General features: G+C 54.8%; 17 protein-coding genes. 11 read left to right on the forward strand and 6 right to left on the reverse strand.

Annotation, left to right across the window (positions count from 1 at the left end):
* Window positions 1-100 precede the first annotated feature (100 nt).
* From LKD37_RS03180 to LKD37_RS03230, 11 genes are all read left to right on the forward strand, one after another.
* Window positions 101-607, forward strand: coding sequence for a class I SAM-dependent methyltransferase (locus LKD37_RS03180; protein ID WP_370686851.1), 507 nt, complete (start codon window positions 101-103; stop codon window positions 605-607).
* Window position 608: 1 nt separating this feature from the next.
* Window positions 609-1214: a class I SAM-dependent methyltransferase gene (locus LKD37_RS03185; protein ID WP_302927891.1), complete on the forward strand. Its 606-nt coding sequence runs from the start codon at window positions 609-611 to the stop codon at window positions 1212-1214.
* A 15-nt stretch (window positions 1215-1229) separates the two neighbouring features.
* Window positions 1230-1931, forward strand: a complete 702-nt coding sequence (locus tag LKD37_RS03190; RefSeq protein WP_302927892.1) for an L-2-amino-thiazoline-4-carboxylic acid hydrolase — start codon at window positions 1230-1232, stop codon at window positions 1929-1931.
* Between the two features lie 27 nt (window positions 1932-1958).
* Window positions 1959-2735 (forward strand): ZIP family metal transporter, encoded by a 777-nt coding sequence (locus tag LKD37_RS03195; RefSeq protein ID WP_302927893.1) that lies wholly within the window; start codon window positions 1959-1961, stop codon window positions 2733-2735.
* Window positions 2736-3030: 295 nt separating this feature from the next.
* Window positions 3031-3618, forward strand: coding sequence for an SRPBCC family protein (locus LKD37_RS03200; protein ID WP_302927894.1), 588 nt, complete (start codon window positions 3031-3033; stop codon window positions 3616-3618).
* Window positions 3619-3693: 75 nt separating this feature from the next.
* Entirely contained in the window at window positions 3694-4470 is a 777-nt protein-coding gene (locus LKD37_RS03205; protein ID WP_302927895.1) for a ZIP family metal transporter, read from the forward strand.
* Between the two features lie 154 nt (window positions 4471-4624).
* On the forward strand, window positions 4625-5416 hold the full coding sequence (locus tag LKD37_RS03210; RefSeq protein WP_302927896.1) for a class I SAM-dependent methyltransferase: 792 nt from the start codon (window positions 4625-4627) through the stop codon (window positions 5414-5416).
* Between the two features lie 44 nt (window positions 5417-5460).
* Entirely contained in the window at window positions 5461-5631 is a 171-nt protein-coding gene (locus LKD37_RS03215; protein WP_302927897.1) for a hypothetical protein, read from the forward strand.
* A gap of 95 nt (window positions 5632-5726) precedes the next feature.
* Window positions 5727-5999, forward strand: coding sequence for a hypothetical protein (locus LKD37_RS03220; RefSeq protein ID WP_302927898.1), 273 nt, complete (start codon window positions 5727-5729; stop codon window positions 5997-5999).
* A gap of 55 nt (window positions 6000-6054) precedes the next feature.
* Window positions 6055-6396 (forward strand): ATP-binding cassette domain-containing protein, encoded by a 342-nt coding sequence (locus LKD37_RS03225; RefSeq protein WP_302927899.1) that lies wholly within the window; start codon window positions 6055-6057, stop codon window positions 6394-6396.
* A gap of 32 nt (window positions 6397-6428) precedes the next feature.
* Window positions 6429-6635 (forward strand): ATP-binding cassette domain-containing protein, encoded by a 207-nt coding sequence (locus LKD37_RS03230; protein WP_302927900.1) that lies wholly within the window; start codon window positions 6429-6431, stop codon window positions 6633-6635.
* A 97-nt stretch (window positions 6636-6732) separates the two neighbouring features.
* Here the strand turns inward: LKD37_RS03230 and LKD37_RS03235 are convergent, their stop codons facing one another.
* From LKD37_RS03235 to LKD37_RS03260, 6 genes are all read right to left on the reverse strand, one after another.
* Window positions 6733-7194, reverse strand: coding sequence for a GNAT family N-acetyltransferase (locus tag LKD37_RS03235; protein WP_302927901.1), 462 nt, complete (start codon window positions 7192-7194; stop codon window positions 6733-6735).
* Between the two features lie 8 nt (window positions 7195-7202).
* Window positions 7203-8843 (reverse strand): tryptophanase, encoded by a 1641-nt coding sequence (locus LKD37_RS03240; RefSeq protein WP_069431286.1) that lies wholly within the window; start codon window positions 8841-8843, stop codon window positions 7203-7205.
* Window positions 8844-9031: 188 nt separating this feature from the next.
* A complete protein-coding gene (locus LKD37_RS03245; protein ID WP_302927902.1) occupies window positions 9032-10474 on the reverse strand; it encodes an aminoacyl-histidine dipeptidase in 1443 nt (480 codons plus the stop codon).
* Between the two features lie 15 nt (window positions 10475-10489).
* The gene (locus LKD37_RS03250; protein WP_302927903.1) at window positions 10490-11206 is read right to left on the reverse strand and encodes an aspartate/glutamate racemase family protein; all 717 of its coding nucleotides are present in this window, start codon (window positions 11204-11206) and stop codon (window positions 10490-10492) included.
* 6 nt (window positions 11207-11212) lie between these two features.
* On the reverse strand, window positions 11213-12532 hold the full coding sequence (locus LKD37_RS03255) for a cytosine permease (protein WP_302927904.1): 1320 nt from the start codon (window positions 12530-12532) through the stop codon (window positions 11213-11215).
* Window positions 12533-12619: 87 nt separating this feature from the next.
* Entirely contained in the window at window positions 12620-13729 is a 1110-nt protein-coding gene (locus LKD37_RS03260) for an S-methyl thiohydantoin desulfurase family protein (RefSeq protein WP_302927905.1), read from the reverse strand.
* Window positions 13730-13869 lie beyond the last annotated feature (140 nt).

Consider the following 13869-nt stretch of genomic DNA (forward strand, 5'->3'; position numbering starts at 1 on the left):
ACATAAGAATTTCTGGGACAGAAATGCCGGTCGGTACAACCGCTTTATGCGAAAGGATGGGGCGGCGTATGGAGAGATGTATGCGCTAATTCAGCCAATCGTGCGTCACAAAACGGTGCTGGAGCTTGCCACCGGCACGGGGCTGATCGCAAAAAGCATCGTGAACGCGGCGGCGCACATCGAGGCGACGGACGCCTCCGCGGAGATGATTGCAGAGGCCAAGCGGGACAACCGCTCGGCGAAGCTGCACTTTTCCGTGCAGGATATGTTCCGCCTGCCCTATGCGGACAAGTCCTTCGATGTGGTGATCGTATCCAACGCACTGCACATCGTGCCGCAGCCGGAGAAAGCCCTTGCCGAGATCCGCCGGGTGCTGAAGGACGACGGTGTGCTCATCGCGCCCACCTTCACCCACGCGGGAAACTCGTTTTCCGGCAAGGTCAGGGCATTTTTCATGAAGCTGGCAGGCTTCCCTCTCCACAGCAGGCGGACGAGCGAGGAATACCTGCGCTTCCTAAGGCAGAACAGCTGGACGGTGCGGAAAAGCGCTGTGCTGAAAGCCTCGTTCCCGCTGACCTATGCCGAGTGTGTAAAAATGGAGGTGTGATATGTCATTCTTTGAAAACACCCGCAAGCCCGTAGGCTTTGGCGGGAAGCTCATGGTCGCTATGATGAATGTCGGGCACAGTGCCGTGGCTCAATGGGGTCTTCAATTTCTGAATGCCGCGCCGGACGCCAAGGTGCTGGACTGCGGCTGCGGCGGCGGGGTGAACATGAAGAGACTTCTGAAAAAATGTCCGCAGGGTATTGTCAAGGGCATTGACTATTCCCCCGTCAGCGTGGAGAAGGCTCGAAGCCTCAACCGAGCCGCAATTCAGGAGGGGCGCTGCGTGGTGTGGCAGGGCAGCGTGGAGCGTATCATTTTCGCAAAGGACTGGTTCGATGCGGTCACAGCCTTTGAGACTGTCTATTTCTGGCCCGATCTGCCGCAGTGCTTCCGGGAGGTTTACCGGGTGCTGAAGCCCGGCGGGACATTTCTCATCTGCAACGAAAGCAACGGCGACTCGGACAAGGACGAGAAGTGGACGGAGATCATCGGCGGCATGACCATCTACAAGGACGCCGAGCTGAAGACGTATCTGGAGCAGGCGGGCTTTCACGATGTCCAGATACACAAAAAGAAAAGCTGGCTGTGCGTTACGGCACGGAAATGAGGGAGAAGCAGGCAGATGAAGGACAAGAAGCTCCTATTTGACCGCAAATGCCATGTGCTGTATTCCAAGCCCTGCAAGAAAGAGATACGGGCAAAAATCGCCCTGCACTATCCGGAAGCGGAGCGGGAGACGATATGGGAACAGGTACAGCAGCGGTATGCGGAATTTCTCTCCGACTGGCGTACCGACTTGGGCGGCAAACGGAACTTCCACAACGGCGTAGGCGGCACCTACGACTGCATCGCCATCATGAGCTATTACACGGTCTGCAAAGCTGTCACATCCTTCCGCGAGATCGAGGAGATGGAGGAAAACCTGATCCTGCCGATCTTCCGCAGGCTGCGGTTTGTGGACTGCAACAAGCCGTTCTGGAGGAAGTTGATGTACAGGGCGTTTGTACGGGCGAAAGGCGGCTGCGACAAATGGCACGATTACGAGATGTCGGTTGCGCCTTATGAAACCGACAAGCCTATTTATTATGAATTTACGGCGTGCCCAGCAGCGGAGTTTGCTATCAAGCACGGTCTTACGGATATTATGCCCGCCCTGTGTAATGTGGACTATGCATCTATGGAGATGCTCCACGCAAGGCTGGTGCGGACGACCACCTGCGTGGACGGCTGCCGATGCGATTATACCATCTGCGGCGATAAAGACCCGTATCTGAAAGAGCATCCCGAATACAGGGACGAGGCGGGCTATCGAAGAAACAAATAATACTGCAATGCAAAGGCGGTGAGACAAATGGAAACCTTTCTTGGAATCATGATCCCTTTCTTGGGTACAACGCTGGGCTCGGCCTGCGTGTTCTTTATGAAAAAATCACTCGGTGTTTCGGTGCAGCGCGCCCTTACGGGCTTTGCCGCCGGGGTGATGGTGGCGGCGTCCATCTGGAGCTTGCTGATCCCCGCCATTGAGCAGTCGGAGGATTTGGGGAAGCTGTCCTTTCTCCCCGCCTTTATCGGATTTTGGGTCGGCGTGCTGTTTTTGCTCCTGCTTGACCGTTTGATTCCCCATCTTCATGTGGGAAGTGAACAGGCCGAGGGTCCGAAAAGTAAGCTCGGGCGCACTACCATGATGGTGCTGGCTGTTACCTTGCATAATATCCCGGAGGGAATGGCAGTCGGCGTGGTGTATGCAGGCTTCCTCGCGGGAAATACGCAAATTACGGCGGCAAGCGCGCTTGTTCTGTCCCTTGGCATCGCCATTCAGAATTTTCCCGAGGGGGCAATCATCTCCATGCCGCTCCGGGCGGAGGGGGAACGCAAGGGCCGAGCGTTTCTCGGCGGCGTGCTTTCCGGCGTTGTCGAGCCTATCGGCGCGGTGCTGACGATTCTTGCGGCGCAGCTGGTGATCCCGGCGCTGCCGTATTTTCTGAGCTTTGCGGCGGGCGCCATGCTCTATGTGGTGGTGGAGGAGCTGATTCCTGAAATGTCGCAGGGAAAGCACACCAACATCGGCACGGTTTTCTTTGCCGCGGGCTTTAGCGTCATGATGACGCTGGATGTGGCGCTGGGATAGCCAAGGCCGGTGTCTGACCAAGGCGGATTCAAGGCAGACTACTCATAAAATAGTCTGCCGTTTCTTCTGCCAATTAGTTAAAATGCGCTAACTAAAAGCGAGACGGCAGAAACCTGGAGGTTGAACAAAGAAAAGGAGGGGAAGCCCCGATAAACGGCTTCGGCGCTTGCCGGGCGGGGATTGGCGCGACATCTATCGCTTTGTGGCGTGGATGATTACGGGCTCCCTGTGCAGCATAGGCTTTACGGCGTGCCGGCACGGGACATATATGGACACAAACAGGGAAAAGACGCGGATGAAGGAGAAAAAGCACGATGAAGGAGAAAAGCATATGGTAACATTGACCGAAACAACAGAGATCGCCGCCCCTTTTGAAAAGCTGGAGTGGTGGGTGGACCATTTTGAGGAGGAGTTCGTCAAGTGGAGTCCGCTGCATTTGGAATGCGAACTGCTCAGCGGCGGCATTCAAGCCGGAGATAAAGTGCGCTTTCATGAAATCGTCATGGGCATGGATTATGACGTCACCGGCACGATCATTCGGGCGGAAAGGGACAAGGATCATTTTTCCTTTGCCTTCGAGAGCGATAAAAAAACTGCCGTCATCTCATTTGAGGGAGAGCGGACCGATACGGGCTGCCGCTTTCGCCATACGGAGAGCTTTGGCGTGCAGGCGCCGGTCATAGGGCCGGTGGTGAATTTTCTGATTTTCAAGATTCTTTACAGGAAAAAAGCGAATTGGCAGCTCATTCGGGACGATATGATCCTGGATAATCAGTACCTGACCGGTATTCTGGAAAAGGGCAGATATCCGGCGCGCATCCCGCCGGAGCAGATCAGAAGTGTTTCCCCAAGGGAATTGATGAAAGGAATCACCACTTGCTAAAGCGGGGACAAAAGAAGATTTGGGATATCTATGCGCCGCTCTCTGAGCGAGCGATACGAGGAAGCAATGAAGCAAATGGAAACCTTTCTCGGCATGCTGATTCCCTTCTTGGGTACAACACTGGGCGCGGCCTGCGTGTTCTTTATGAAAAAATCCCTTGGCGATCTGGTGCAGCGTGCCCTTGCCGGCTTTGCCGCCGGTGTGATGGTGGCGGCGTCGATTTGGAGCCTGCTGATCCCCTCCATAGAGCAGTCGGAGGGCATGGGCAAGCTGTCCTTCCTCCCGGCCTTTATCGGCTTCTGGGTCGGCGTGCTGTTTTTGCTCCTGCTTGACCGGCTGATTCCCCACCTTCATGTGGGCAGCAATCAGGCGGAGGGACCGAAAAGCAGGCTCGGCCGCACCACCATGATGGTGCTGGCGGTGACACTGCATAACATCCCGGAGGGCATGGCGGTGGGCGTGATGTACGCGGGCTTCCTCGCGGGGAACGCACAGATCACGGCGGCAAGCGCGCTTGTCCTGTCCCTTGGCATCGCCATTCAGAATTTTCCCGAGGGAGCGATCATCTCCATGCCGCTCTGGGCGGAGGGCGAGAGCAAGGGTAAGGCATTTCTCGGCGGCATGCTCTCCGGCGTGGTGGAGCCTATCGGCGCGGTGCTGACGATTCTTGCGGCGCAGCTGGTGATCCCGGCGCTGCCGTATTTTCTGAGCTTTGCGGCGGGCGCCATGCTCTATGTGGTGGTGGAGGAGCTGATCCCAGAGATGTCACAAGGAAAGCACTCCAACATCGGCACGGTTTTCTTTGCCGCGGGCTTCAGCGTCATGATGACGCTGGATGTGGCGCTGGGATAGGCGCGGAGGTGCCGCTGCTTTTGCGACAGCTATGACATCAGCTGCGCCGGTCTGCATCCGAAGCTCATCTGGCATCGAACGAAAACGCTGGGACACGGCGACGACCACTGAGATTTTTGCATGAAGACCGTTAGAAAAGAAAGGAGTCCCAAGAATGAAGCCTGACTACAAAAACTGGATCCCCAAGGGAATGCTGTTTTCACTCATCGCGGGAACGATGCTGTCCCTTGCACTGCTGCTTGCTTTCGGCATATTCGGCATCGGTGTGGGCGGAAAGCTGCGCGTCGTGTTGAGCGTGGTGTTCGGCATTGCCTTTGTCGTTTGTGCAAAGTACAGCGAGTGGTGCATATATGCCTATCGGAGCTTTTCCTATGACGGCGAGCGCAAGCTCTCAAAGCAGATCATTGACGGTACGGCGGAGCAGATCACGCTGCCGGAGGGCGGCGTGGGACTGGATATCGGCTGCGGCAGCGGTGCGCTGGCCATTGCCTGCGCAAAGCGCAATCCCCAGGGGAAAATGGTCGGCATTGACCGCTGGGGCAAGGAATATGCCTCCTTCAGTCTGCCGCTGTGCGAAAAAAACGCGGCTGCGGAGGGCGTGAAAAATGCTTCGTTCCGGCGCGGAAACGCCGTGAAGCTGGATTTCCCCGACGAGAGCTTCGACGCGGTGACCAGCAACTATGTCTATCACAATATCACGGGGAAGGACAAGCAGCAGCTTCTGCTGGAGACGCTGCGTGTGCTGAAAAAGGGCGGGACATTTGCCATTCATGACCTGATGTCGCCCCGTAGATACGGCGATATGCAGGCATTTGTCCAAAAGCTCAGGGACATGGGATATGAGCGCGTGGAGCTGCTCGACACGACCGACGGCAGCTTCATGATGTCGAAGGAGGCCAAACGCCTGATGCTTCGCGGCTCAACATTGCTGGTGGGAAGAAAGTAAAGCGTCGATGACATCAGCAATGCTGGTCTGCATCTGAGGCTTACTTGGATGAGAACCATGGCATTGGGGCGCGGCGGCAGGCGGTGATCCTCTCTCAGGAGCCGCTGGACGAAAAAGCCTTTCGCGCTGTCATTGACGCCACCGGTTATGCCACGGGGGATATCCAAACGAAGATATGCGAAAAGAAGGAGCCGTTCCCGTTCTTGAAGAAGTAGTCGGTGATCTTTGAAGAGCCGCCTTCGGGCGGCTTCTCAAGGACTATATGGTTAGAGCATGCTAACCAATAAACATTCAAAGGAGGCGAGAGCAAATGTCCGAAGAAATACTAGTCAGGCAGGGCGCGCCCACGCTGGCGGACATCAAGACGGGGAGCTTGTTTCCCTGCCCCTGCGAGAACCGCGAGGCGCTGCTCGCCGACATCCGGCAGCTGAACCGGCGGCTGTCGCCCAAGGGGCCGTGCCTGCTGCCGCTCCACTTTCTGCTGGGGCAGGCGCTCCTTTTACCTATACCGCCCCGCCGGACTGCGGCGGAATTTACGGAATGTGCAGGCGTCCGAGCTGCTGCAATGCCGTGCCAGAGCTAAAAGAGGTATCTCCCGGTCATCTTGTGCGCTGTATCAGCATACCGGAGGTGCATCTATGAGCGAAATTCTGCTTGAGGCCAAGGGGCTGGCAAAGGAGTTCACTCTGAAAAACAGAAAAAAAGTACACGCCGTTTCCGACGTGTCACTTGAGATATTCAAGGGTGAAACTCTTGCCCTCGTGGGTGAGTCCGGCTGCGGCAAATCGACACTTGGACGAGCGCTTATCCGGCTCATAAAGGCGACGTCTGGAGAGATAACGTTCGGCGGAACTAATATCACCGCGCTTAGTGAGAATGACTTCGGCCCATACCGTCGTCGTATGCAGCTCATATTTCAGGATCCCTACGCCTCCCTTAATCCGCGCATGACCGTGCGCGACATTGTGGCGGACCGCTGAAAACGCACAAGCTCTGCCACACAAGGGAGGAAATGACCGAACGCGTGCCCTCGCTTCTGCGCGACGTCGGTATCCCGGAGGAGTTCCTCTTCCGCTACCTCCACAAGTTCTCCGGCGGGCAACGCCAGAGGATAGGTATTGCCTGCGCCATCGCCCTCGACCCAGCACTCATTGTCTGCGATGAGCCGGTTTCCGCGCTTGATGTTTCGGTTCAGAATCAGATACGCTCCTGTTATTGATATTTTTATATTTTTTCGAAAAAATTGAGCACCTACCTACGCAAGCAACGTAGAGAGGTGCCCAATTCCGTAGGGAGAGAAAAAATGGCCATTCTAATCACAAACTCTTTTCCATCTCGATTAGGTTGTCCTCACCGCCACTGTTTCGATAGCCGAAGCGGTAAGTATAGCCCATCTTTTCATAGAATGGCGTGGCGGTCACAGAAGATGTGAGCCATACGCGACCTGCAATTGTGCATAGTTCATCACTTTCCAACACTTCAAAAAGCTTCCGTCCGTACCCCCGCCCTATATACTCTGGAAGCAAGAACGCGGCAACGATCTCTGGCGTATTCTCATCAGGAACTACCGAGCCGCAACCGATAATCTTACCATCATGCCAAAGCACATAGGTATGACCCGCTTTTGCGATTTCTGCAATCGTATCAGGTTCATATTTGCCATAGAGATACGCGATCTCATGAGAAGGGCAGTCTGTAGCATTTACCTCCACCAGTGTACGGCGGATGAGGGAAGAAATCGGATGCTCGTTGCCGCTACAAAAAAGCTTTATCTCCACACACAACATCAGGTGTTGGGATAGGGCTCTAAAAATGCGTGGAAGTGACGCATAGGCAGGTTCGTGCCCCAAACAATACGCATATTGGGGATACTCTCACGATCCTCATAGAGTGCCTTTACAGCAGCAATGACATAGTCCAGATGCTCCTTGGTCAGACGGCTGCGGTCGATGGCGAAACGTACCACGTTGGCTACCTCTGCCTGTTGCTCGGGCGTCTTGAGGTCGTACTCCATGGAGTAGTCACCCAGCTCGGAGGTGCGGATACCGTAGCGGCGGATCAGCTCGACGGAGAAGCCCTGACCGGCAAAGGTGTCGTGACCGCGCTTGCCATCGAAGAACTCATCCATATTGATATAGACGGCATGGCCGCCAGCGGGCAGCACCACGCCTTTGACGCCGGCATCGTAGAAGCCCTCAGCCAGATAGTTGCACTGTGCCACGCGCTCTTCCATGTAGTTGAAGTCGCAGCTTTCGTACATACCAACAGCCAGCGCCATAATGTCACGGCCGGACATGCCGCCATAGGAGTCGTTGCCATAGCAGGAGATCTGCTTGACCTTCAGGCGAACGCCCACGTCCATCTTCGTGGTCCCGTCTTCATTGAAGTCGGAGAAGTTCTTCCAGAATAGGCCCTTGTCGCGGAAGGCCAGCATACCGCCCATGTTGGCGTGGCCGTCCTTTTTGGCGGACATGCAGAAGCCGTCGCAGTAGGAGAACATCTCGGTAGCGATCTCGGCGATGGATTTGTCGGCATATCCATCTTCGAACTTCTTGATGAAATACGCGTTCTCAGCCCAGCGGGCAGCATCCAGAATGTAGGGGATGTTGTTCTTATGCGCGATCTCGCTGACTGCACGCAGGTTGGCCATGGACACGGCCTGACCACAGACGGGGTTGTTTGTGATACAGGAGAAAATCAGCGGGACATTATCTACACCAACAGCATCAATGAGCTCCTGGAGTTTATCCAAGTCCATATTGCCCTTAAAGGGATTTTTCTCATAGCGGCCGTCCTCGGGAACCTCATACAACAGTTGCTTATTGTACAGATTGCGAGGGATAGAGCCCATTTGCTTGATGTTGCCCTCAGTGGTGTCAAAGTGACCGTTGGAGGGGATGGTGAAGATCTTACCGGGATAACGCTCGGCGAGAATCTTCTTCACGATTTCCATCAGCACAGATTCGGCAGCACGGCCTTGCTGAATGATGAAAGTATTGGGGCGCTCCATCTGGGCAGCACCACCATTAAAGAGACCACCCTCATACTCACGGAGATAGACTTCTTCTATCATCTTCTCCACATCGCGGCAGTCGGTACGGACCAGATCCAGAATCTTCTTCCAGTTCTTCTCGCCGCCGCGCTCAAAGATGTCGCGAAATGTATCCAGCAGCACATAATAGCCGGTATTGCGGCCATAGGCTTCATCGCCCATAAAGAGAGCTGCCCATTGGTGGTTGGTCATGGCAGTGGTACCGGAGTCGGAGAGCATGTCCACCGTCAGCATGCCAGCGGGGAAAGCAAACTCATTGTAGTGCAGTGCTTTCAGCACACGTTCACGCTGTTCTACCGTCACATCGGGGATGTCGCGGACAGCAAAAGAAAAATGATGGGGCGCAGGAACGGGTAATGTGTACTTGTTATTCATGATACTGACCTCCATGATTGATGCCGCATTGCGGCGTGAATTTAGAGGATACCCCGGTCGGTGTTATAAAACACTTGGCGGACAGCATCGCAGATATAATCGCGTAAAGAGAGGGGCCTGCCCCGAAGTTAGAGGTAGCAAGAACAGGGCAGGACCCCTAGAAATGAACGATGCAAGTTAGAGAGTAATTACTTGCTCTTTGCCAAAACAGCACAGAGCAGTCGATAGGTACGCTCTGTGGAGGCAATGCTCAGGTGCTCATTAGGAGTATGAACATCACCCATGTTGGGGCCGATGGATACACAGTCCAGATTCGGGATACTGTCAGAGAACAGGCCGCATTCGATGCCGGCGTGTACAGCATCCACGGTGGCTTCCTTGCCGAACAGTTCCTTATAGCATACCAGTACGGTATCCTTCACCACGGAATGGGGGTTGTAAGCCCAGCCGGGATAGTTGCCGTCCACTGTCACTTCTCCGCCGGCCAGTTCCACAATGGCGCGCACCTTGCGGACGATCCATTCTTTCTGGGTAGTCATGGAACTGCGGGTCGTGGTGGAGAAGGTCATGTCACTATCAGTCAGCTTCATCAGACCAAGGTTGGTGGAAGTCTGGACGAGGCCAGGCATGTCCACGCTCATTTCCTGTACGCTGTCGGGCAGAGCCACCAGCATTTTGGCAACCTTTTTCGTGTCGGCACAGGTCAATGCAGATACTGTTCTGGTATCACCAGCAGCGGCATCAACGACCATATTGGGCTCGGTGGTAGCATATTCCTTGGCGAACACGGCACCTAGCTCCAAGACCTTCTGTACCACTGCAGCGGCATCATCAGCCAGTATCACGCAGGAAGCAATAGGGGCAATAGCCGTTTCACGGGCGCCACCCTCCAGAGCGACCAGCTTGTAGCAGGTGCTCTCGCTCAACTCAGTCAGCAGACGGCCCATAAGTACATTGGCATTGGCACGGCACTTGTCGATCTCAACGCCGGAGTGACCGCTGGTAAGGCCCTTGATCTGAACGGTCACAGCAGTTCCCGTAGCCTCCTTAAAGGAGACAGGCAGCTTGCCGCGCACATTCACACCACCAGCGCAACTGCACATCAGTACACCCTCATACTCAGAGTCCAGATTGATCAGCTTGTGACCGGTCAGCTTGGTGCAGTCAAGAGCAAACGCGCCAAGCATTCCGATTTCCTCGTCGGCAGTGATAAGGGCTTCAATAGGAGGATGTGCCAAAGAGTCATCGCTCAGGATCGCAAGGATCATTGCCACAGCAATACCGTTATCGCCGCCCAGTGTTGTACCCTTGGCTCGGATGTCATCGCCGTCCACATAAATCTGGATACCGTCGGTGAGGAAGTCGAAGTCCACGCCTTCGTTCTTCTCGCAGACCATATCGTGATGGCCCTGCAGAATAATCGTATCAGCGTTTTCGTACCCTGCACTGGCGGGCTTGCGGATAATCACATTATTTGCCGCATCCCGGTAGCTCTCCAGTCCGTGCTCTTTAGCAAAACTGATCAGGTAGGATGCTATGCCGTCTGTGTTGCCTGATCCGCGGGGAATAGTGCAGAACTTCTCAAAATATGAGAACACGCTTTTTGGCTCGTAATTAGCAAGCACACTCATGTTTTTTTCCTCCTGTTACTTTCGTTCCGGTGGGGTCATGTACGTCAAACGGCTCTGCCGCAACCCCATTTTGGCGTATACCTCACACAGCTTTAAAGCAGACTGCGCTGCCTCCAGGACGGGAACATCGTAGCCCTCAGCCAACAGATCATGCTTGATGCGTTCGGCCACATCTACAATACCTGTGCAGCCCATAACGATCGCCTGTGCGCCATCCTCGCGGATAGCAAGAAGAGACTGTTCGGCCAGTGCCTTACAGAGCTTTTCATGATCTTGCAGTTCCTCTACTGGGATGTTTACATTGCGGATGCTGACAATGCGGCCATTCAACCGGGCCTTAGATACATTCCCCTCCACATTGGGTACCACATTCGGCAACACCGTCACGATGGAAATACTATCGGCAAGTCCCAGTGCAATATGTGTTGCTGGCTCAAAGCCGCCAAAAACAGGAATGTCCACATACTCACGTGCTGCCTTTACCGCAGGATCGCCAAAGCAGTTGATAAAGATTGCATGGAAGCCGTCTTCCTCTCCCTGTTTGGCCAACCTCAGAACATCCGGCGCAGCCAAAGCCTCATCATACTCACATTCGATAGAGGGAGGCCCGGAAGTGATCTGATACGTCTGTACTTCCGTATCAGGCTCCAAATATTTGCGCATATACTTGAACATTTCCGGTGTAAACACATCCCCCGTGACGGGAAGCAGATTCAGGATCTTGACACTCATTGCAATTCATTCCTCTCTAGAAGACTGTGCAAGTTTAAGCTTCATTACATAAATAGGGTTGATCTTCTCGCTCTTGATGAGCAGCGCGCCAAGGCAGTAAACAACTATTGCCACCACAATGCCCATCAGCGTGGGGACAAAGAACGTACCCCACTTGCCAACGGCAGCGCCGACAAGCCACGCCACCACACCGATCCAGTTCACGCCATCAAACGGCTCCCACAGGTCGGGACGTCCCCTGCCCATGATCCAGTAGTCCGCGATGGCCACGCCCGCCACCGCCGGGACCAGCGCCGCGATGATGTTCAGGAAGTTATTGAAGGCATCCGCGAAGCCAAGCAGGCTCAGGAGTGTACCGATCACGCCCGCCAGCAGCGTCATCCATGAGCGCATGTTGTCCTTCAGGGAGAACATATTGCAGATGGCAATGCCGGAGTTATAGGCGTTGCCGGTGTTGGTGGTCCATGTGGCCAGAATCAGTACCAGCATACCCACGATGGGCAGACCAAAGCTGGAGAACACCACGGACAGATCATAGCTGCCGGCGGCGAGGGACAGAAACGCGCCGATCAGCAGCGCACCGATACCGGCGGGCAGTACACCCACCACGCTGGAAAGGATCGTGTCTTTGCGGCTCTTGCAGTAGCGGGTGTAGTCGCCGCAGCAGATAGCGCCGGAGGCAAAGCCAGCCACTGCGAGGGTGATCCCGTAGGTCCAGCCGAGGAATGCCGGCGGCTCATACGCCGACACCGTGGCGACGGCGCCCTTCATCAGGCAGGAAATCACGCCCCAGATCAGCATAACAAACAGCGCGGGGACGGATACCTTATTCAGGAACTCAATGAGCTTCACGCCGTAGACGGAGGTAATGAACATCAGGCAGCCCCAGATGATGACAGACAGCCATAGGGGGAAGTTTACATGGAAGTAGACGCTCATAATGTTGCAGAAGGAGCTGGCACACAGGCTGGTCTGCGCCGCGAACCAGCCGATCATGCACACGGCGATGACCAGCGAGACGAGGAACGACGAGCCGCGTTTGCCGTAGGCTCTTGAGATTGCCACAGTGGCGGGCAGACCAAGATCGGAGCTTTGAATGCCCATCAGACACATATAGAAGACCACCAGCACATAGCCGATGACCATGCACAGCGCCGACTGTTTGAAGTTCATACCGGCGGAGATCAGGCTGCCTACCAGCAGCGCCGGAATGCAGATCACAGAGCCTGCCCAAATAAAGGCGATGCTGGGCCATGATTTGCGTTGGTCGGCAGGAACGCTTGTCAAGGTGATTTTTTCCACCAGGGAGGTTTTCTTCTCGTCCATTATGTATTCCCTTCTTTCATTTTAATAGTTTGCGGGGTAGAGAGGGGAGGTGCCGAGAGAATGGACACCTCCCCGAAGAATGGCAGCTTAGTAACGAACTTGGTCGCCCTTCATGCCGACCTTCTTCAGCTCAGGCAGCCAGCAGGTATAGGCCTTGTGATCCTCATCCCACCAGTTGGGATGTGCGGGGGTCATGGTCACCAACACACGCATACCTTCCTTTGTATCGGCGTTGGTCAGGGGGAAGCAGTTGTTTAGATCGATCATGCCGATGCCTTCGGGAGCGGTCATGATGGTATCGCCCTTCTCATCACGCAGGATGAGGTTCTCGTTCTTGAAGTCGATGTAGTAGGTATGACCATCGTCGCCCTTGATCACCGTGGTGCCAAAGTCGAAACCACCTTCAGCGCGCAGATCCAGCTTCTCGATGGTGCCGCGGCAGAACTCGCGAACCTCAAAGGCCTTCTTCAGTTCATCCATAACATCACTGCCGGTCTCCTTGGCGGTCAGGATCGCTTTACCGATCTTCTGAGCCTTGGTAACGCAGCCCACGTCCAGAATGTTGGTGATTTCTTCCTTGTTCATGCCCCATGTGGCAAAGCCGATACGCATATTGTAAAGCATGCACATCTGACGGGCGATCTGCTCACCGGAATGGTCGGTGGTGGGATAGACGATGATCTCATCACCGTAGAGGCTGCCCATGCCCATGGGCTTGGGGGGATGATCATAGAACGCGTTAATGGTGGTGTTCAGTTCGGGAACAGCGCGACCGTTGCCATCGGCATCCACGAACTTGATGCGCTTGGCAGGATCCTTATCGGACAGGATCGCCACCAACATGGGGGTGAAAGTGTTAAAACCGCCCATCTCGCCGGAATAGAGGTACTCCAGCTTCTTGCCCTCGGCGGCAAATGCCTTCTGGAATGCGCGGTAGGCAAACACGGCATCGGGGCCAAAGCGGGGCATATCGGGATCGAGCATTGCCACGGGAGAGCCCAAGCCCGCCACCATGACGGCGTATGCGTCATCTCTCATCTCACTGACATCCAGCAGATCCAGCTCGATCTGCTCACCGTCATCCTTCAGACCCTGGATCATATCCAGGCCCTGCTTCAAGGAACCGCCGCCTCCTGCGCCCAGCAGGGTCGCACCATACAGAATCTCAATAATGTCCTGTTCATAAAGCTTTCTCATTTTGAAAATCTCCTTTTCCCTGTAAATTATTTCTGGGTGCAATATGCACTACAGCTTAATAACTATTATAAGTCCAGTTGCGTACGATTGTATTTATCATAAGGGCAAAAGAAAAGAGCGGCGGGTTTGTCCAAATGGAC

Origin of the sequence: Brotocaccenecus cirricatena (genome assembly GCF_020687045.1) — a bacterium.
Taxonomy (GTDB): Bacteria; Bacillota; Clostridia; order Oscillospirales; family Oscillospiraceae; genus Vescimonas; species Vescimonas cirricatena.